Consider the following 20,862-nt stretch of genomic DNA (forward strand, 5'->3'; position numbering starts at 1 on the left):
TTAGGCATGCTGCCACTGACGCATAATAAAAAAGAGCACGATTGTGCTCTTTTTTATTGATAAGGATTTAGAAAACCTGAGACGTCAACGAGTTAGGCATTGACCACTTGCGAAGGCTTGGAATACACAGCGCTGTCGTTACGGTACGGCACCACGTACGTTTCTCCCTCTTCAGGGTGGATGATTTGGTAATACTGCGGCAAGTTAAAATTGATGCTTTTCGCGCCGAGTTTATTGCTGTCATCCAACATCGAGGTGTAGAAGCTGTTGACGCTGGCAATCATTTCGTCTTTTTCGCCATTAAACTGGTGATAGACTTCAACGCGGTTGGCCTCATCAAGCACATAGATGTTGAAACCTTTCTCGGTATCTTCAAAGAAGAACTGCACCAAACCTTCACTGGCAAAACTATCCACCACCGCTGGCAATGGGTAATCTTGATCGCGATCGAGCATCAGTAAAGGCGAGCCCTTGAGCTTATTGGTTGAGATGCTGCGATAGAAATCAACCGAGTTCTCCAACTTCTGAACCGAAACACCACGACGTTCAAAGAACAAACCATACATCTGATCGCCCATGCGCAGCGCTTTGAAACGACGACGTTTCTCTTGCTCCATCGGCTTGAGGCGCAAATCGATACACTCAGCCAACAGTTGATAAACCAAGTTACGCATCACGCCGCGCAAGTTTTTGCTGTAGCAGAACACATCCACCGATTCTGGCGGCAGCGCATCCTGATGCATTTTTCCAAGCACGGTTTTCAACGCATCAAGCATGGCCGTCTGGCCTTCAAAATGCAGGGTACGCACTTCTTGCCACGAGTTGCGATACACCAAATCGACACTGCCGACTAAGCATTTCTGCTCAGCACCAAAACTAAAAATATCGATATTTTTCAGGTCGACTTTCAGCGCTTTCCCACTCAATTCACTGGTTGGGTCGTGTTCAAAATTGATGAACATGGCAAGCTGGCTAATCTCACAAGGATTGGCCAGCGCTTGCATAGTAGGGCGACGCTTACGCAGCGAAAAGGTATTACGCAGATCGCTGACCATTTGGTAGAACTTGTCGATGTCCAGCTGCGCTTCACGCACCACCGCATGCAAACGAGTCGACTCAGTGATCAGGCCATTAAAAAAGGCCCAAGCCACCAATTTACTCAAGTATTCGTTGTGCTCAAGATACGGCTGACCAATCAAGCGCTGCGCCTGCAGCGGCTGCTTGTAGAGATACCAACCGGGCTTATTGGTGCGTCCAGCACAAACCTCAATAAAACTTAAATCGGGCTCATGCAGGTCTGGGGAAATTTGTGGGTTGAGCAGTGTGACTTTCCCCGGCAGCACTTCAAACGCCGCGTACAGTTTACGCGCCAAAATCGAGATATCTTGTGGGCTAATGGCCGAGGTGATGTCATTACGACGCGCAAACTGGATCAGGTTACGATAGCTGAGCATCAAGGCATCAAGCAGTGCGTGGTGCACGACCTTCACTTGCTCGACTTTCCAGTGACGACGGTTATCGAGCTCGGCAATCAAATCTGCGCTCCATTGCCATTCGCTGGTCAGTTCCCGTAACGCTTCACGACGCCAAGGCATCGAGCCGACGCCCGGCTCACGCGACAACTTCTCATGGGTTTTGAGATAGAAACAGCGGCGCACTAAATCAAGGCGCGTGCTATCACCAATTCGCACCAAATAGCGCGTCACTTTCTCTAACATCTGATAGTAAGAGTCCATGCCGTACAGATCCGGTTCATCGGCAAAGAAACGGCGTTTGCTGTCGATACTCAACAGTTGAGTGTGCGGGTACTCCCACGAATAGGCTTCAAGCAAAATGGCTTTCAGTACCGATTTATAAGGCGAGTCAATGCTCTTATACAGTTGCCACAAGTTCGCGCCAAAGTACTCTTCAGCCGGAATGCGGTTTAACTTGCCAAAATCGATCCATTCATTGCAGTTCAAATACCCATTTGAACAGAGCTCGTGAACATATTCGTCGTAGCACTCTTCCATTTCTGGTGGCACGATTTGCCACAGCAGTCGCTTGCCCGCTAAGCGCACCGCAGAGCGATAAAACTCATCCAATAATAATAAGTGCTGTGATGAACCACAGTTTTCACCGCTTAACGCTTCGGAATGGTTATGGCGAAAACGCTCTTCATTCATGATGAAGAAATTGGCTTCAACACCCTGACTTTTCGCCCAATCGGTAATGAGCAGACATTTACTGGAGAGGTTGTCGCGCGCCTCACAACTCATTTGAGCAGAGACACAGACCCAAATATCCAGATCGCTCGATGTGCTTTGACCGATCGATGAGGTACTGCCCATCGTATACAAGCCTAAAATCGCCGGATTGTCAGCTGGCGTTAACGGCTCGCCGAGCGTCAACTGAGCATCATCGATGAATTGCTGCTGGATAGGATTGGCTTCAAACAGATGGATACCGAAAGGCGTATCAGCAGAAAAATAACCGGGGATCAGAGGATGATTAAATTGAAATAGTGCGGGAATGAGGTGGAAAACACGTTGACTTTGCAAATCCATAAGAGCCAGCGCACGCTCAATACGTTGCCGGTTTAGCTTATCAAGTCTATGGATTAAGGTCTGAGTATAAGCCTGCAAGTTTGCTTCCCTGATATGACAGATAAAAGCCGCTTTTTGGTTATGTTTTACGCGACCATGCCAACAAAACGTGATCAATCTAACACTTCTTTCCGGTTTGGTAAAGCGCTCTTGGAAGCACATCACACCAAACTAAACACTTATCAACACAAAACAGCATAAATGATTACAGTGTTGTTGCAAATTGCCGTTTTGTAAGTATCGCCAAGATAATAAATGCGAGTCGAATCACACAATCAAGCGGGAAAACGACATTCTTCTGCGCAAAATCGTTCCGACTCGAACTAGTTGTAAGCATTTTAAGCCCCAAGTGATAGGATTAGGCGATTTTAAAACAGATGGATAGGAACATCATAATGACCGAGACGCCGATTCGCATTGCAACCCGCCAGAGTCCACTGGCTTTGTGGCAAGCCAACTATGTTAAAGACGCCTTAATGGCAGCCCACCCCGGACTGCAGGTGGAGTTGGTGACTATGGTCACGCGCGGCGATGTGATTCTGGATACTCCACTGGCTAAAGTGGGCGGTAAAGGCTTATTCGTGAAAGAGCTGGAAATTGCCATGCTCGAAGGGCGCGCCGATTTAGCCGTGCATTCAATGAAAGATGTTCCGGTCGATTTCCCTGACGGTCTGGGCTTAGTCACCATCTGCGAACGGGAAGATCCGCGTGATGCGTTTGTCTCAAATACCTACGCCAAGATTGAAGATCTGCCCTCGGGCGCTATCGTCGGTACCTGCAGTTTACGCCGTCAATGCCAACTCAAAGCGGCACGGCCAGATTTAGTGATTAAAGAGCTGCGCGGCAACGTGGGGACTCGCCTAAGTAAGCTTGATGCGGGCGAATACGATGCCATCATTTTAGCGGCAGCAGGCCTAAAACGCCTTGAGCTCGAAAGCCGTATTCGTAGCTTTATTGAACCGGAACAGTCCCTACCTGCAGTTGGCCAAGGTGCCGTTGGTATTGAATGTCGCGTGAATGATCAACGCGTGCGCGCCCTACTCGCACCTCTTAACCATGCTGATACCGCCGATCGAGTGCGCTGCGAACGCGCGATGAATCTCACGTTACAAGGTGGCTGTCAGGTGCCGATTGGTAGCTATGCACTGCTGGAGGGTGACACTATTTGGCTACGCGCTCTTGTGGGTGAACCCGATGGTTCGCAAATCGTGCGCGGCGAAATTCGCGGACCTCGCACACAAGCTGAGCAACTTGGCATCACGCTGGCTGAGCAACTGCTTAGCCAAGGAGCCAAAGAGATCTTGGAGCGTCTCTACTGTGACCACGAATAATGGTAAGCCTATGTCCGCACGCATAGACTGATTGCTTATCTCGCATTGATTGAGAGTGTTATGACAGTACTGGTCACTCGTCCTGATGAACAAGGCGCAGAGCTGTGCCAGCTGCTGCACCAGCAGGGCATCCCCGCCCTGCACCATCCGCTACTCGCCATCTCTGCCAGCCCTCAACTTGCTGCGCTGGCAGAAGATTTATCTTCATTCGATATCATCATTGCCGTCAGTCAACATGCCGTCATCTTCAGTGACCAATTTCTGCAACATCGCCGAATTTGTTGGCCAAATAACGCTATTTACCTTGCCGTTGGTCAAAAAACCGCGCATGTTTTCAGCAAAGCCTGCCAACAATCAGTAGACTATCCAGAAATAAGCGATAGTGAACATCTGCTGGCACTCAGTATGCTGCGTGATGTCGCAGGTAAGAAGGTATTGATCTTACGTGGTAATGGTGGTCGTGAGCTGATTTATTCCACCTTAGTGGAAAGAGGAGCGACTGTGCGCTATCAAGAAGCGTATTGTCGGCACGAGCGGCCATTTGCCGCCGCCGAGTGTGTCCAAAAATGGCAGTTGGCGAAGGTCGACTCACTGGTGATCACCAGCAGTGAGCAGTTGGCTTTTTTTATCCGTCAGTTCGAGACATCACACTTGCCATGGGTGCAGCAGTTAACTTTGCTCGTACCCAGCCAACGGATTGCCACTCTCGCCCACCAACTAGGATTTCATCGCATCGTGGTCACGCTAAGTGCTGCTAATCGCGATTTAGTCGCGGCATTGATGCCCGAAAAACCAACAGGAACTCTGAGCAATGACCAACAACAATAAACCGCAACAAGAACCTGAAATCACAGTAAACCCAAGCTCGGCAGCGGTGACTCCCCCGACCGCGCCCGACAAACAAGATAGCCCAGCGCCAAACCAACCGGCGGCCAAGAAAACCTTGGACAGCACACCAGCTCAAGACAAGCCGCCACAACCAAACTCGCAAGGGAAAAAGTTGGCGAGCGTGGCGCTTTTGCTGGTATTAGCGCTCGGCGCAGGTTTTGCCTATGTGCATCAGCAGCAAAAAAGTGAATTTAACAACCAGTTGCAAGCCGTACGCGCAGAGCTGAAACAGACTCGTGATGCGCTCAATGCGCAGTTGGAACAAACGGTATCGAAAGCCACGTCACAAGCCACTGAGATTACTCATCGCGCAGAAACCGTGCTGGAACAGCAACAAAAAAGTATTGAAAGCTTGCAGCTCGCCGTGGCGGATATTAAAGGCCGTCGCCCAAATGATTGGCTACTTGCAGAAGCGGATTACTTGGTCAAGCTCGCGGGTCGCAAGCTGTTTCTTGAGCACGATGTGGAAACCGCAACTCAATTGATGGAAAGTGCCGATCAGCGCATCGCTGCGCTTAATGACCCTAGCCTCACGGCGCTGCGTAAAGCGATGGCCAATGACATCACTACCCTGAAAAATATCCCGCTCATTGACCGCGATGGCTTAGTGCTGCGCCTCATCAGCTTGCAACAGCAGATCGATAGCTTACCGCTGGCCAATGCCATCTTGCCTGCCGATCAGCCACAAACAAGCCAAGCGGTATCAGAAAACATCGATGACTGGCAAACCAACCTGAAAAATTCGCTCAAAGCGTTTGCCGATAACTTCATCACTTTCCGCTCACGTGATGGCAATGTGATCCCTCTTCTCTCTCCTACTCAGCATTTTTATTTGCGAGAGAATCTGCAGGCCAAGTTAGAAACGGCGATCAAAGGGGTGTACACGGAACAACAAACACTCTATCGCATCGCTCTCGACACAGCCGCCCAGTGGTCAACATCGTTCTTCAATCCAGACGATAAAGCCGTACAAAGCTTTAACGCAGCGTTGGCCCAGCTCGCCGAGCAGCAAGTGCAAGTGGAATACCCCGTTAAATTACAGGCTCAGCAACAGCTCGCCGATGTGATCAACGAACGCTTGCGCCGCAGTGTTTCACCACTAACCACGGGGGCTGAGCAATGATTCGTCTCATATTCCTCTTTGTTGTCTTAGGACTTGGCCTGTTTGTGGGAACGCAATACGCTGGCCAACAAGGCTATGTGCTGATCTCGATCGCCAATCGCACCATTGAAATGAGTGTCACCACTTTAGTGATTTTTATCATTGGAGCATTGGCTGCCCTGTTCGCTCTAGAGTTTTTGGTGAAAAAAATCCTCTACACCAGCTTTCACACTTGGAACTGGTTTAGCGTGCGTAAGCAGCGTCGCTCACGCCGTTATACCAATGAAGGGATCATCAAACTGCTGGAAGGCGATTGGACACAAGCCGAGAAGAAAGTGACTCGTTGGGCCAATCACCACGATATGCCGCTGCTTTGCTATCTTGTCGCTTCAGAAGCCGCCAATGGTATGGGCGATCGAGCTAAGCGCGATCGTTACTTAGCGCTGGCCGCTCAGCAAAATAACTCGACTTTGGCGGTGGAGCTGACACGCGCCAAACAACAACTGGGTGATGGCGATAACCAAGCTGCCCTTGAAACCTTAACTCAACTGCAGCGCAATCACCCGCACAATACGGTGGTGCTCAACTTGCTCAAGCAGTGTTATCAAGCCCTTGGCGAGTGGCAACCACTGTTGGCCTTGCTGCCCAAACTGGTCAAAGCGAAACGTCTGAGCAATGAGGAAGCGCAGCAACTGGAAATCACCGCTCAGCGTGGCATTTTGCAAGACATTGCCAGCCCAAAAGGCAGTGAAGGCTTGATGCAACATTGGGCTCAGCTGTCACGTAAACTGAAAGCGGAGCCGGAACTTTTGATGTGCTTTATCACTCAGCTTATTCAACGCAAAGCTGACTATGAGGCCTTCTCAATGATCAAAGAGAGCTTGAAGAAACAAGCGACTCCTGAGCTGTACGCGCTACTGCCGGAGCTCAATATCAGCGATCGCCATCCCCTGATTGCCTTGCTGCAAGAAGCGCTGCGTCGGGATGGCAATAATGCCGAAGCACATAGCGCTTTGGGTCAACTGTATCTGCGTGAGAAACATTGGGCTGATGCGCAGAAACATCTCGAAAAAGCGCTGTCACTGCGCTCTAGCGTCTCCGACTATGCCTATTTGGCTGATGCACTGGAAAAGCAGAATTTCACGCGTGCCGCACACGATGTTTCTCGTAAAGCGCTCTCTTTGCTGGAGTCACCTTCCGCTCAGTCATCCTGAATTAAAATCAGAGCACAAACAACAAGGCCACCGCATGCGGTGGCCTTGTTGTGGAATGCGGTCTTAAATGACTCGCGAGAACTGCTGCTGACGCGCCCGCTCACGCAAGTATTTATCAAAACACATACAGATGTTGCGAATTAACAAACGCCCACGCAGCGTCACTTCAATCATGCGTTCATCCACCGTCACCAACCCATCGTCGATAAAGGTTTGTAGCAGAGCTAAATCTTGGCGGAAGTAGTGATTGAAACGCAGATTAAACTCACGCTCAATCGCTGTTTTATCAAGCTTGAAATTACAAATCAGCTGCTTAATCACTTCACGGCGCAGTAAATCATCCTTATCTAGTGTCACACCTTTCCACAAGGCATGACGCATCTCATTGACTTGCGCATAGTATTTTTTCAGCTCTTTCTGGTTTTGTGCATAGGCATCGCCCACCATGGAAATCGCCGAAACCCCAAAGCCGACTAAGTCACATTCACCTTGGGTGGTATAGCCTTGGAAGTTACGGTGCAAGATACCACTGCGCTGAGCAATCGCTAGCTCATCATCCGGCAAGGCAAAGTGATCCATACCGATGAACTGATACCCCGCGCCTGTTAGCGTGGTGATTGTCTGCTGTAAAATCGCCAGTTTTTCTTCGGCGGCAGGTAAATCGGCTTCTTTAATTTTGCGCTGCGCTGCGAACAGTTGCGGCATGTGCGCGTAGTTAAATACCGACAAACGCCCCGGTTGCATGGTCAGCACTTGTTGCAACGTCTGGGCAAAGGTTACTGCGGTTTGCTTAGGTAAGCCGTAAATGAGGTCAAGGTTGGTCGAACGAAAACCCAGCTGTTTAGCGCGTTCAACCAGATCAAAAATGAACTGCTCATCTTGCTCACGGTTAACCAGCTTCTGCACTTCTTTATTGAAATCCTGCACCCCGATGCTGACTCGGTTAAAGCCTTCTTGGCGCAGGTGATCAAGCACCTCTAACTGGATTTCACGCGGATCGATTTCAATACTGATTTCCGCCTCATCGGCGAAGTGAAACTCGCTACGCAGCAGCGTCATCAAACGACTGATTTGAGCGTTGGTCAAGAACGTCGGCGTACCACCACCGAAGTGGAGTTGAGTGACGTTTCTTCCGATTAATAGTGAGGCGCGTTGACGAATTTCATGCTCAAGCACATCAAGGTACTCATCCGCTTTGTGCGAATGACGAGTGATCACCTTGTTACAACCACAGTAGTAACAAAGCTTATGGCAAAACGGGATATGAATGTACAGCGATAATGGTCGCTCTGGGTACTGAGTACAGGCCATATCAAAGTCAGCGATGGTAAAGGCTTCATGGAACTCAACCGCAGTCGGGTATGAAGTGTAACGCGGACCGGAGTAGTTGTACTTATCCAGAATGGCCTGATCCCATACGATCTGTTGGCTGGGTACGACATACGACGACATAATGAATCTTTCCGTTTTGCTCAATTCTTGACGGGCTATTCTGCCACACGACATTGACGAACGTCGGGCGGCAGAACAGGATCTGGCAACAAAATATTCGATTCTGCTAGCGCGATCACTCCCCCTTTCGGGTTAGTTTCACACCATCTGAATCGCGATTTGATTATTCAGCGGCTGAATGCGCTGCTTGAGAGCGGTGAGTTCGACAATGATCGCATCTTGCAGACGACTTTCTGCTTTGGTGCGCTCCAGATTCTGTTTCATCCGCTCTTGCTTGGGGAGTTGTTGGCGCGCTTCACCACGCGGCATATTTTTCACCACATGGTACAGCTCGCTGATGGCGGGATACTCTTGTTCAAAATTGATGCGCTGCTCACCTTGTACGTAATCCATAATGCAATAGACGCGGATACTGATTTCAGAGAGATCACACTGTCCCTGAATCCCCGCCATACAAAGGATATTAACGCTGTCAAAGATGTTGGCGTTACGCTTTTCAATCGCTAACTGTTGCTGTTGCCGCTGTAGCGCCTGCTGCTTTTTCACTTGCCACAGCAAGTAAGCTGCATAGCTGGCCAATGCCACGATAATGGCACCGCCCACACTAGCCAGTAGCATCCCGTTCATCACCGCTCCTTAATCTTGGTACTTATCCACATCCAGCTGCTCAAACTCAGACAATAGATCGTCTTCAGTTTTGCGCTTTTTAGTCGGTTTTGACTGTGGTGCCGGCGCTGGCTCTGGTTCATCGTCGAGCAAGCCCAACTGCTCCATCAGCACTTCAATGCGATCCAGCTTCTCATCCACGTATTTCTGCAAGCCAATCCCGAGCTTTTCGCCGTTGTCGAGTCGGTCGAGCAGCACGTTGAGTTGCGCGTCTTTCTCTAGCATCGCTAGCTCTTGCTCAGCCGCCAGTTTGCGCTCTTGCTTATTGAGCTTCTTCGGCTCTGCCACAATCAATGGAATCGGCTTTTTGCTACCCAAACGCGGGTCGCGCTTTTGCGCCGCTTGGCGCACTTGGCTTTCACTGCCTTCTGAATGGCGGCTGCCTGACTTTAAGCCTTTACGCTTTTTCAGTTTTTTACGCAGGCGGCTTTCCAATTCGGATTCGCTGCGTGTACGTACCACGACCAGTTGATCGTTACTGTTGGTACCCGGTTTTCTCGATTTTTTTGAGCGACTCATTACTGGGTTTTCCTCAGTAAAATTACATCATTACCAATAAATTCAAGTTCGAGCTGATCCCGCTCCGCCAGATACTGAAACGTAGCACGACTAAAAAAGATCACATGGGTGAGATCATTCTTGTAGTGCCAACCAGCAAACGCGTCTAAGTCTTTGACCATTTTTGTCATCAGACCAATCCAGCCGCCTGGCTTAACTAAATTTAACCATTGCTGCCACACTCGGTGCGGATCGTGCAGATGCTCAATCACCTCGGTCGCAGTCATAAAATCATATTGACGGTTCAACACTTGCGTATCTGGATGATAGAAAATGTCGTACAACGCCATGCTGTGTCCCGCCTCTTCTAACATGAGAGACAAGGTTGGACCCGGCCCACAGCCAAAATCTAGCCCTTGTGATTGGGGAGGCACTCTCTCAAGCATAGGAGAACAGACGCGTGATAAAAAGCGTCGATAGCCCTCATCACTCGGAATATTCTGATGCAAGTCATAGAAGCCCTTTTCGCGCTCCGCACTTAAGCGTTGCTCAGGATTTACATACACCAGTTCGCACTGCTGACATTGAAAATAGTCGCGCTGCTTATCAGCAAAATACGCTTGGCTATTTTCACTGTGACATAACGGGCATAGATGCATGCTGACCTCCTCCAACGGGATGCGCAACATACCAGAAACTGCCTTGAGAGTGGAGTGTAAAAGGCGATTTTCTCATCAGCCTAAACAAAAAACGCTGAATTGTTCGATGCGTTACCCCAAAAGAGGTGGGCAAGCCATAAAAAGCAACAGCCCTAGTAAGGTCACTAGGGCTGTTTAGTCATCTTTGCTCGTTTTGTCTAACTAGTGTAGGCCACCTACGTATTTGGATAGGATATCGATATCCGCATCGGTCAGCTTATGTGCCACATCACGCATCATTTCGTTCATATCGTTCGCACGAGTGCCGGAACGGAACTTTTCTAGCTGCGCTTTAATGTAGTCAGCATGCTGGCCTGAAATTTTTGGAAAGCCTGATAACTCCGTACCATTACCGCGCGGACCATGACACGCAATACAAGCGGTCAGCCCACGTGATGCATCCCCAGCGGTATAAAGTACTTTACCTTGGGCCACGACATCTTCCGGTGTGGTATTGCCAGAGATAGGCATAGAGGCATAGTATGCTGCCAAGTCAGCGATATCTTCATCGCTCAGTGGCATCGCCATTGCACTCATCACAGGATCATAACGGCCCTGTTTTCCGCCGCTGGAAGCACCCAATTTCAGTTCCTTGAGTTGTTTCTCAAGATACTTCTCATGTTGCCCTGCCAGTTTAGGGTAAATGGTTAACGGGCTGTTGCCGTCTGCACCGTGGCAGGCAGCACAGGTTAGAGATTTGGCTTTACCAGCTTCGATACTACCTTGGGCCCATACAGAGCAGCTGGCTAAAACACTCAAGATTAGCGCTAATTTCTTCATGACATTCCATTTATAATTATCAAGCTTCCAGTACCACTCTGAGGTACCTCTCATGGTACAATAGGCGACCTTATGCCGAGCACGGTTATTTTACACAATTTCACAAAAAAGTAATCAATCGACTACACAAAGTCGAGATGGAGTTAACACAGTGAGCGTAAAAATTCATTACCAAAACACGCATTTCATTACCAGTGCGCCTGATATTCGCCATCTTCCTGAAGATGAAGGTATCGAAATTGCGTTTGCAGGACGCTCTAATACTGGTAAGTCAAGTTCCCTTAATCGCCTGACCAACCAGAAAAATCTGGCCAAAACCAGTAAGACTCCGGGTCGTACGCAGTTGATTAACCTTTTTAAAGTAGCAGACGGCTGTCATATCGTCGATTTGCCCGGATATGGCTTTGCTCAAGTCCCGCTAGAGATGAAGCTCAAGTGGCAGCGAGCCCTTGGTGAATACTTACAAAAGCGCCAAAGCCTAAAAGGCTTAGTGGTACTGATGGATATTCGTCATCCGATGAAAGACCTCGATCAGCAACTGATCATCTGGGCGGTAGAGTGCGGAATTCCAGTACAGGTGATGCTGACTAAAGCGGATAAGCTAAAAAGTGGCGCTCGTAAAGCACAAGTATTGAAAGTGCGTGAAGAGGCAAAAACCTTTGGTGGCGATGTGGCCGTTGATGCTTTCTCTTCATTAAGCGGAATTGGTGTCGATACTCTGCGCGCCAAACTGGATGAGTGGTATGCACCGATGTTGGCAGCTCTTGCCGAACAAGAAGAAGGCGAGCAGCCTGAATCGTCTACCGACCAATAGTCTTAACACTATGTCACGACAAACCTCGCTCATGCGGGGTTTTTTATTACCACAATTCAGAGATGTCACTCAGGGCTGTCGATGGTAGGCCAACAAATATGAGGGAAAGCAACAAAATCCCCACCATCCTGGTGGGGCAACGGGAGAGAAAACGGTTTTTATTGTTATGGCCCAAGCATTTCGCAAACGCGGCTCTTTTTCAAGTCGGCACAAAATGCTCAAGATCAGATGACTCAAGATAGCTTAACCCTTGCTGCTCTTGGCTTTCAGCATCGTTCGACGGCTTAAATGCTGTGTTTTAGAGACTTGATTTCTCGTTAGAAATAATAAAAGTGTGAATGGTGTTTAGTTACAGAATGGAGTGTTTTTGTCGAATCAATCCGCTTAAAGCACATAAGCGACCGACCACAAAATAAGCAGAGATATAGGCTAAAAGCGGGAGTGCCAACGTGGAATAGCGCCCAATAAAAAACGCCCCAGTCAAATGGTGACTGGGGCGGCTGAATCAGCCTAATCCAATAACGTGAAACAAAAGGTCTGAAAGATAGAACATCTTACCTCTGTACCCTACGCGAGCTAATGTACAACAATTGGTCAGAATTGAAAATATTTTTTGTAGTTTTTTTTCATTAAATTTTAGTTAAACAACATAACTGTCTGAGCTAGGTAAACTTTTTTTAGTGATAAAAAAAGCCAGCGAACGTGCGCTGGCTCATGTATTTCTTCAGTTTCGCTGGAAAATCGAGCTAGTGCGCCTGCTCCCAGTTGTCGCCGTGGCCGGCTTCGGCCACTAAAGGTACTGCAAGCTCGGCCGCTGACTCCATCAGCTGTTGTACTTTACTTTCAATTTCGGATAAAGATGACTCTTTAACTTCAAAGACCAATTCATCGTGTACTTGCATCAGCAATTTGACTCGGCCATCACCTTCCCGCTCAATCCACTCATCCACCAACAACATGGCTTTTTTGATGATGTCTGCCGCGGTGCCTTGCATCGGTGCGTTGATCGCTGCCCGCTCAGCCGCTTTGCGACGCATAGCGTTACGTGAGGTGATTTCCGGCAAATGTAAGCGACGACCGAAGATGGTTTCGACATAACCCAATTGTGCAGCACGGCTACGCGTATCTTCCATGTACTGCATCACGCCGGGATAACGCTCAAAGTATTTATCCATATACTCTTGTGCTTCACCGCGTGGAATACCGAGCTGTTTTGCCAGACCAAACGCACTCATGCCGTAGATCAAACCAAAGTTCACCGCTTTCGCTCGGCGACGCTGCTCACTGCTCACTTGATCAATCGGCACACCAATGATTTCTGCTGCTGTCGCCGCATGGATATCTTTCCCATCACGGAAAGCATCCAATAACGCCTGATCGCCCGACAGGTGCGCCATGATGCGCAGCTCGATTTGCGAGTAGTCGACCGCCATGATTTTCCAACCATGCGGAGCAACAAACGCTTGGCGAATACGGCGTCCTTCTTCATTACGCACTGGAATGTTCTGCAAGTTAGGATCAGTGGAGGAGAGACGCCCAGTGGCCGTCACTGCTTGATGATAGGAAGTATGCACGCGCCCTGTACTTGGGTTAATCATCTTCGGCAACTTATCGGTATAGGTCGATTTGAGTTTGGCCAGACCGCGGTACTCAATCAGAACCTTGGGCAGTGGGTAATCCAAAGCCAGCTCTTGCAACACTTCTTCATTGGTTGAAGGGGTACCGGATGGCGTTTTTTGCAAGACAGGCAGCTTCATCTGCTCAAACAAAATGGTTTGTAGCTGCTTCGGCGAGCTTAAGTTGAACGGCTGACCTGCCAACTCATAAGCATTTTGTTCTAATTGATCTAAACGTAACGCAATTTCTTGCGATTGGGCACTGAGCAGCATGTCGTCGATCATCACGCCCGTACGTTCAATACGTGATAGCACAGGTACCAGCGGCATTTCGATTTCGCGATACACTTGCTCAAGCTTAGCGTCTTGCTCAATCAACGGATGAATTCGCTGATGCAGACGCAACGTCACATCCGCATCTTCTGCCGCGTATTGTGCCGCTTCTTCTAAAGCGATTTGGTTAAAGGTGAGCTGGTTCTTACCCTTACCTGCCACTTGTTCAAACGAGATACAGCTGTGCTGTAAAAAACGCAGCGCTAAACTATCCATATCATGTTTGCCGCCCACGCTGTTATAGACGTAGGATTGCAGCATAGTGTCATGGCGAATACCACGCAGCTCAACGCCGTAGCGCGCCATCACGCTCGCATCGTATTTGAGGTTTTGGCCCACTTTGGCTTTGCTTTCATCTTCAAGCAGAGGTTTTAGCTGGGCAATCACCCAGTCGCGCTCCAACTGCTGCGGCGCATCCAGATAATCGTGCGCAACTGGCAGATAAGCCGCTTCACCTTCGGCAACTGCAAACGACATCCCCACCAAATTGGCGACCATGTAATCAAGGTTGTCGGTTTCCGTATCAAAGGCAAACAGCTCGGCTTGTTTTAACTTCTCTAACCAAAGCTGGAAGTCTTGTTCGTTTAGGATGGTTTGATACTGGCTGCGATCGATGTGGGCCGCAGGGCTTTCAGGAATCGCAGCCGCATGAGTTGCTGCGGTTGAAACAGTAACTGAAGAGGTTTTCGTTTGCTCGTCCGCCGTCACAATACCTGTACCACCATCAAGCAATTCGGTCAGCCAAGATTTAAAGGTGAGCTTACCGTAGAGCGACATCAACGCATCTCGATCTGGCGTTTGCTTTAGCAGGGTTTGCGGAGATTCCTCAAGCTCGACATCACATTTGATGGTGGCGAGTTGATAAGAAAGCTTGGCATTACCGCGGTTCTCTTCCAGCTTTTGTGCCATGGTTTTTGAGCCACGGAAGCCTAAAGCAGCGATTTTATCGAGGTTGGCGTACAGCGCTTCTAAGCCGCCAATCCCTTGCAAAAGTGCGGTCGCGGTTTTTTCACCCACCCCAGGTACGCCCGGAATGTTATCCACTTTATCACCCATCAAGGCGAGGTAGTCGATAATAAGCTCTGGCGGGATACCGAATTTTTCAATCACACCTTCGCGATCCAGCACGACGTTGGTCATGGTATTGATCAGGGTAATATTATCATCCACCAACTGCGCCATATCTTTATCGCCGGTACTGATCAAAACAGGCATACCAGCTTGTGAGGCTTGGCGCGCCAACGTACCAATCACATCGTCAGCTTCTACACCTTCAATCGCCAACAGCGGTAAACCCATAGCGCGAATAACTTGGTGTAAAGGTTCAACCTGACAGCGCAACTCATCTGGCATAGGAGGACGATGAGCCTTGTATTGATCGTACATCTCATCACGGAAGGTTTTTCCCTTGGCATCAAAAATCACCGCCATGCGATCCGAAGCGAACTGGCGCATCATGCTGCGAATCATGTTTACCACACCATAGATGGCGTTGGTTGGGATTTCACCATTACTCATGGTGCCCGGGTAAGCATGAAATGCGCGATAAAGGTAAGAGGAGCCGTCGATCAAAATCAATGGATTGTCAGGTATATGAGCCATAGAAGGATTATCCAAACGTAAGTAAATGAGCCTAGGATGCCACGACTAATGCTTGGATTCCATGTTGTTACCGTTTTTGGCTCATTCAGGGGATATCCGACCCACTTATCCAACCCTACATTCTGTGGATAACTCTGTTTATAGATTTATTTATGTCGATTTAAAACCGATAAATTTACTGCATGATTAATTTTTAAGTTAATGTTTTTAAACAATAAAAAAAAGGATCGACTGAAAATAAAATGATCTTTTGCGGATCGTAAATTGTGGAAAAGACACTCGCTGCCCTTTTGCTCACTCTGCTTACGTGATGGATTGGCCAGTGGATGAGTGCAGTGAAACTTCATACTTGTCCACTCATTGCTGGGATAATATTAAGCTTCAGTGGATAACTTCATGAGCGAGAGCGAGAACCATAACATAAAAAGAAAAAGCGACACCCGAAGATGTCGCCTAGCAAACGAGGTCAAAGCCAATTTTTTGATTCGCTTTACCAAAAAGCTAAAAATTACACTGGAAGCAATGTGAGCAATGTCGTGTCAAAAAGAACCTGCTCAAGTTCGGCCGTTTCGCTACCGCATATCGATGACTCGATAAAGGGTGACTTAACGTCCTGGTGAACCTTCACTTGTTCCCTAAGACGTGGTTAATAATAATAGTTCTCATTTAATAGTCAACACCCAAATGAGAAAAAATCTCATTTATTTTTTAGAGCACTTTAACAAAGTGGATTCGGCTCTCGATGATGGATTCCTTTTTCTCATAATCCTCAATGAGATAACCATTTTTTATCAACAACCGTAACATGGCGGGAAACTGATTACGCGATTTCACTTTGATACGTTGATACCCCTGCTCTAACGCCCATTTTTCTTGCACGTCAAGTAAGCGCTGCGCGACACCATGCCCTCGTGCGGCAGGAGTCACACCACCAAACCAGCTGTAGAACGTTTTATTATCGAGCTCGTAACCCATTTTAAAACCTAGCAATTCGCTCTCATTTTCTGCAACGAGCACTAAGCAAGTCTTATCGTTCAGCCTAGCTTGTAAGCTCTGTTCCGTCTCTTTCTGCGCAAACTCATGAATTTTTTCAACGATTTGTACAATTTCACTCAGGGAACCTTCACGAATTAACATCATTTTTCCTCAAACAATCGCCATCGCTAAAAACAGTGGTTTAGAGATGTTAAAAAGGCTGACTTACGTCAGCCTTGAGCTTTGCTTTATTAGCGCGGTGTATTCTTTACTTTTTAGGTAAGAACTGCGCGGCTTTTGCGCTGTCTTCCGCCAACCACTCAGCCACCTCTTTCGCAAAGTAAGTCAAAATGCCATCTGCACCTGCACGTTTGAAGCAGAGTAAAGATTCGAATACCGTTTCCCGCTCTTTCAACCAACCATTCATGATTGCCGCTTTGTGCATCGCATACTCACCGGAAACTTGGTAAGCGAAGGTCGGTACCTGCAACTCGGTTTTGACACGGCGCACCACATCTAGATAGGGCATGCCGGGCTTCACCATCACCATGTCCGCACCTTCATTGATGTCCATCGCGACTTCATGCAAAGCTTCATCGGAATTGGCGGGGTCCATTTGGTAGTTTTTCTTGTTGCCACCTTTTAAATTCGCAGATGACCCGACCGCATCACGGAATGGCCCATAGTAATTCGAGGCATATTTAGCGGAATAAGCCATGATTTGAGTATGAATGTACCCCGCCTCTTCCAATGCTTGACGAATGCGCCCAATACGGCCATCCATCATATCGGAAGGGGCAACCACATCCGCACCAGCTTGAGCATGCGACAGTGCTTGCTTCACTAGCACTTCCGTTGTTTCATCATTCAACACATAACCTTGCTCATCGATGATGCCGTCTTGTCCATGAGTTGTGAATGGATCCAATGCCACATCAGTGATCACGCCCATTTGCGGCACATGCTCTTTCAGCGCACGCACTGCGCGTTGAACTAAGCCTTCAGGGTTGTAAGCTTCGGCAGCACATAGGCTTTTTGCATCCTGATTGACCACAGGAAACAGAGCAATCGCAGGCACACCGAGGTTAGCGAGATACTGTGCTTCTTCCAGCATTAAATCGATGGATAAACGTTCTACGCCCGGCATGGAATCGACTTTTTCACGGCGATCTTTACCCATCAAAATAAACATCGGGTAGATCAGATCGTTCACCGACAACTGGTTTTCGGCCACAAGGCGACGGCTGAAATCATGTTTACGCAGGCGGCGTAAACGACGCCCAGGAAATTGACCTTGAATGGATACCGACACTCTATTCTCCTTCTTATGTGGTCAGTGCCTGAAAAATCAGGTGCTGAGGGAAGTGCTGGGCAAAATCATATCACTCTCGGCTCGGCATGCTAGCGGCAAAGCAGGAAAAAGCCAAAAATGACCTCGTGCTCACACTCACGTATACTCGCCACAAAACCGAATGTTGAGATGATCCGATGATTGATACCCATGCCCACGTTTATGCCAGTGAATTTGACCATGACCGCGATGAGGTGATCGCTCGCGCTAGACAAGTCGGTATTGAAAAAATCTTGATGCCTAATATTGACCTCAATTCCATTGCGCCCATGTTGGCAACAGAAAAAGCCTACCCAGATCTTTGCCATTCGATGATGGGACTCCACCCTTGCTATGTGGATGCCAATGTAAAACAGACTTTAGCGACCATTTATGAGTGGTTTTCTCGCCACACTTTTATTGCCGTGGGCGAAATCGGTATCGACCTATATTGGGATAAGACTTTTAAAGCCGAACAAGAAATGGCGTTTTTAACCCAACTCAACTGGGCAAAAGAGCTGGATTTGCCCGTGGTCATTCACACCCGAGATTCGCTCAACGAGACATTAGCATTACTCAAGCAAGCGCAAGATGGTCGCTTACGCGGTGTTTTTCACTGCTTTGGCGGCAGTGTCGACGAGGCAAAAGCGATCAATGATCTTGGTTTTCATCTCGGCATTGGCGGAGTCAGTACTTTTAAAAATAGCGGCATGGATCAAGTGATCCCGCAACTCGATCTCAACTACGTGATTTTAGAAACGGACTGTCCCTATTTAGCCCCCGTCCCCCACCGTGGAAAACGTAATGAACCTATGTTAACCCATCTCATCAGTGAGAAAGTTGCACAGCTTCGTTCACTCCCTCTCGGCGAGGTTATCAAAATTACCAACAACAATTCTAAGGCATTGTTTGGACTGGATAAATGACAGTTTTATTAATTTAATTTCATAGCATTTTATTGAACCAAGATCACTTTCATTTCCTATGCAGCAAATGTAATATTCGTAACAATTTTTCATGGTTAACTTATATATTATGCTCAATTGTACTCACACGAATCATTTGCAACGTAAACGGCGCACACTGTGGCAAAAGCTGATTGGTATTAAAGAAGTCTACATCTGCAGAGAGTGCGGACATATCATCAAGATCAAATAGTGGCTGCTTTGCTGTGAGAGCATAGTGGCCTTATTAGCCTCTCTTTTGCACTAAGCTCATCGTCAATCAAGCTTCGATAAGTGAGCGAATGACTTGCCCGTGCAGGTCATTCTGGGTTTGTGCCTTTCCCCCTTCCTGTGACTTCCCACGAAAGACTCCACTCAAACGTTCAATTGCGCTGCAGTGATCCGATTTTAGATCGCACTCGGGATCTCGTTGCGCAAATCTACCTGTGGATAACTCTGTGATAAATTTCTTTATTCACTGTCATCAAACCGCCTATTTCAAGGCTTTATTACAATTCATCGATTGGGGATACTTTCAAAATTACCCACAGCAAAATCAGGATCATCGCTACATATTGTGGATCGAAAATCACAAAACCACTTTATCAACGCAATTCACAGGATTACCCACAGGTGCTGTCATTTTAATCACAAGTGGATAACCCTACTCTTGTCCAGTACTTGTCTAAACTTGAATAGGTTACAATTAGCCCGATTCGGCATGCCAAATGAGAGCAAACCTATGGACCATTTTTTACACATCGACGTTAATGCAGCACAAGCCATGATGGAGCAGAAACAGGCTCATTTAGTCGATATTCGCGACCCACAATCTTTTCAACTCGCTCATGCTAAAAACGCTTACCACCTGACAAACCAGTCTATGGTGCAATTCATGGAACAAGCTGAGTTTGATCAGCCGGTTTTAGTCATGTGTTATCACGGCATAAGTAGCCAAGGCGCAGCCCAATATCTGGTTAACCAAGGATTTGAAGAGGTGTATAGTGTCGATGGCGGCTTTGAAGCCTGGCATCGTGCCAATCTCCCCATCGAAGCGAGTTAAGGACTAATGCATTTACTGACCACTTTTAACAATCCGCGTGCGGCACAAGCTTTTATCGATTACATGGCCGCCCACCACATTGAAATTCAGATGATGCCGGATGCAGGTGGTCAGTTCACTCTTTGGGTAATCCAAGATCAACACATCGAAACCGCACAAGCTGAACTCGCGCTGTTTTTAGAGAACCCTTATGCGGAAAAATACCAAGCCGCCTCATGGGAAGTCGCTGATCAAAAGCGCCCCCAATTTCATTACGCATCGCCCAATTTACTCAGTCTGATTAAAGCCAAAGCTGGAGTGTTTACGCTGTTTATTATGGCGCTATGCATCATCATCTTTACTCTGCAAACGTTTGGTGCGGGAGATGAGGTGTTTAATGCATTACATTTTCCCGCTCTTGCTGGCCAGCAATGGCAAATTTGGCGCTGGGTTAGTCATGCTTTACTGCACTTTTCCGTCATGCATATTGCCTTTAACTTACTCTGGTGGTGGCAATTTGGGGGCGATCTTGAACAGCGCCTTGGCAGTGTCAGACTGATTAAGCTGTTTGTGGTGTCCGCGATTATCTCTGGAGCTGGTCAATACTGGGTTGAAGGCGCGAATTTTGGAGGCCTATCCGGTGTTGTCTATGCTTTGGCTGGGTATCTGTGGATTCTTGGTCAGCGCGCCCCCCAACTGGGTTTATCCATTCCAAGATCCTTGATGGGCTTTATGCTGATCTGGTTAGTGTTAGGTTATGTGCAGCCGTTTATGGCGATTGCCAATACCGCTCATTTAGCTGGCTTAATCAGCGGTGTCGTACTGGCATGGTTCGACAGCCAGCGCGACCAGCAAGCTTAAGCATTTCCTCCTTTCTTGCGCCGCTTCTCTTTGAGTCGCGATCACGGTCAGCACGTATGCTGATCGTAAAACGGCTCACCGACTTGTACTAATCACCCAACCTCTGCTATGAGTTAGTATCGAATGTGCAA

General features: G+C 48.1%; 18 protein-coding genes. 8 read left to right on the top strand and 10 right to left on the bottom strand.

Translation table 11 applies throughout. The features are described from left to right. Nucleotides 1-92 precede the first annotated feature (92 nt). Nucleotides 93-2,624: a class I adenylate cyclase gene (locus T411_RS0111220; protein ID WP_001149662.1), complete on the bottom strand. Its 2,532-nt coding sequence runs from the start codon at nt 2,622-2,624 to the stop codon at nt 93-95. Between the two features lie 356 nt (nt 2,625-2,980). Between T411_RS0111220 and hemC the strand changes: the two genes are divergently transcribed. From hemC to T411_RS0111245, 4 genes are read left to right on the top strand one after another with little or no spacing between them, the layout of a single operon-like run. Further along, nucleotides 2,981-3,916 (top strand): hydroxymethylbilane synthase, encoded by a 936-nt coding sequence (gene hemC, locus T411_RS0111230; RefSeq protein ID WP_000141022.1) that lies wholly within the window; start codon nt 2,981-2,983, stop codon nt 3,914-3,916. Between the two features lie 60 nt (nt 3,917-3,976). Continuing rightward, a complete protein-coding gene (locus T411_RS0111235) occupies nt 3,977-4,744 on the top strand; it encodes a uroporphyrinogen-III synthase (RefSeq protein WP_000217494.1) in 768 nt (255 codons plus the stop codon). After that, complete coding sequence (locus T411_RS0111240) at nt 4,728-5,927, top strand: uroporphyrinogen-III C-methyltransferase (RefSeq protein WP_000183814.1); 1,200 nt, start codon at nt 4,728-4,730, stop codon at nt 5,925-5,927. The genes T411_RS0111235 and T411_RS0111240 overlap by 17 nt, the downstream gene beginning before the upstream one ends. Next, nucleotides 5,924-7,120, top strand: a complete 1,197-nt coding sequence (locus T411_RS0111245; RefSeq protein WP_000620221.1) for a heme biosynthesis protein HemY — start codon at nt 5,924-5,926, stop codon at nt 7,118-7,120. Before T411_RS0111240 ends, T411_RS0111245 begins: the two co-directional genes overlap by 4 nt. Nucleotides 7,121-7,183: 63 nt before the next feature. On the opposite strand, the gene hemN is transcribed toward T411_RS0111245, so the two are convergent. The 5 genes from hemN to T411_RS0111270 form a co-directional block, all read right to left on the bottom strand. Further along, on the bottom strand, nt 7,184-8,572 hold the full coding sequence (gene hemN, locus T411_RS0111250) for an oxygen-independent coproporphyrinogen III oxidase (RefSeq protein WP_000100652.1): 1,389 nt from the start codon (nt 8,570-8,572) through the stop codon (nt 7,184-7,186). A gap of 138 nt (nt 8,573-8,710) precedes the next feature. After that, nucleotides 8,711-9,199: a DUF2489 domain-containing protein gene (locus T411_RS0111255; protein ID WP_001013982.1), complete on the bottom strand. Its 489-nt coding sequence runs from the start codon at nt 9,197-9,199 to the stop codon at nt 8,711-8,713. Nucleotides 9,200-9,208: 9 nt separating this feature from the next. After that, nucleotides 9,209-9,757 (bottom strand): Der GTPase-activating protein YihI, encoded by a 549-nt coding sequence (gene yihI, locus T411_RS0111260; protein WP_000091428.1) that lies wholly within the window; start codon nt 9,755-9,757, stop codon nt 9,209-9,211. Continuing rightward, nucleotides 9,757-10,395: a class I SAM-dependent methyltransferase gene (locus T411_RS0111265; protein ID WP_000549852.1), complete on the bottom strand. Its 639-nt coding sequence runs from the start codon at nt 10,393-10,395 to the stop codon at nt 9,757-9,759. The genes yihI and T411_RS0111265 overlap by 1 nt, the downstream gene beginning before the upstream one ends. Nucleotides 10,396-10,596: 201 nt before the next feature. After that, complete coding sequence (locus T411_RS0111270; RefSeq protein ID WP_000731839.1) at nt 10,597-11,214, bottom strand: c-type cytochrome; 618 nt, start codon at nt 11,212-11,214, stop codon at nt 10,597-10,599. Between the two features lie 151 nt (nt 11,215-11,365). Here T411_RS0111270 and yihA point away from each other — a divergent pair, with 151 nt between their 5' ends. Next, entirely contained in the window at nt 11,366-12,028 is a 663-nt protein-coding gene (gene yihA / locus T411_RS0111275) for a ribosome biogenesis GTP-binding protein YihA/YsxC (RefSeq protein WP_000111639.1), read from the top strand. A 505-nt stretch (nt 12,029-12,533) separates the two neighbouring features. On the opposite strand, the gene spfP is transcribed toward yihA, so the two are convergent. The 4 genes from spfP to hemB all read right to left on the bottom strand — a co-directional run bounded on the left by spfP (nt 12,534) and on the right by hemB (nt 17,866). Beyond that, a complete protein-coding gene (spfP, locus tag T411_RS1000000121620; RefSeq protein ID WP_438356636.1) occupies nt 12,534-12,581 on the bottom strand; it encodes a small protein SpfP in 48 nt (15 codons plus the stop codon). A gap of 193 nt (nt 12,582-12,774) precedes the next feature. Further along, a complete protein-coding gene (gene polA / locus T411_RS0111280) occupies nt 12,775-15,579 on the bottom strand; it encodes a DNA polymerase I (protein WP_000940284.1) in 2,805 nt (934 codons plus the stop codon). Nucleotides 15,580-16,287: 708 nt separating this feature from the next. Beyond that, nucleotides 16,288-16,716, bottom strand: a complete 429-nt coding sequence (locus T411_RS0111285; protein ID WP_000908387.1) for a GNAT family N-acetyltransferase — start codon at nt 16,714-16,716, stop codon at nt 16,288-16,290. A 106-nt stretch (nt 16,717-16,822) separates the two neighbouring features. After that, on the bottom strand, nt 16,823-17,866 hold the full coding sequence (gene hemB / locus T411_RS0111290) for a porphobilinogen synthase (RefSeq protein ID WP_000116550.1): 1,044 nt from the start codon (nt 17,864-17,866) through the stop codon (nt 16,823-16,825). Nucleotides 17,867-18,042: 176 nt separating this feature from the next. Here hemB and T411_RS0111295 point away from each other — a divergent pair, with 176 nt between their 5' ends. The 3 genes from T411_RS0111295 to glpG all read left to right on the top strand — a co-directional run bounded on the left by T411_RS0111295 (nt 18,043) and on the right by glpG (nt 20,731). Continuing rightward, nucleotides 18,043-18,810 (top strand): TatD family hydrolase, encoded by a 768-nt coding sequence (locus tag T411_RS0111295; protein WP_000567380.1) that lies wholly within the window; start codon nt 18,043-18,045, stop codon nt 18,808-18,810. A 760-nt stretch (nt 18,811-19,570) separates the two neighbouring features. Next, the gene (gene glpE, locus T411_RS0111300) at nt 19,571-19,891 is read left to right on the top strand and encodes a thiosulfate sulfurtransferase GlpE (RefSeq protein WP_000349528.1); all 321 of its coding nucleotides are present in this window, start codon (nt 19,571-19,573) and stop codon (nt 19,889-19,891) included. A gap of 6 nt (nt 19,892-19,897) precedes the next feature. Next, the gene (gene glpG, locus T411_RS0111305) at nt 19,898-20,731 is read left to right on the top strand and encodes a rhomboid family intramembrane serine protease GlpG (RefSeq protein ID WP_000550456.1); all 834 of its coding nucleotides are present in this window, start codon (nt 19,898-19,900) and stop codon (nt 20,729-20,731) included. The last annotated feature ends 131 nt before the right edge of the window (nt 20,732-20,862 follow it).

The organism is Vibrio cholerae ATCC 14035 (genome assembly GCF_000621645.1).
Classification (GTDB): Bacteria; Pseudomonadota; Gammaproteobacteria; order Enterobacterales; family Vibrionaceae; genus Vibrio; species Vibrio cholerae.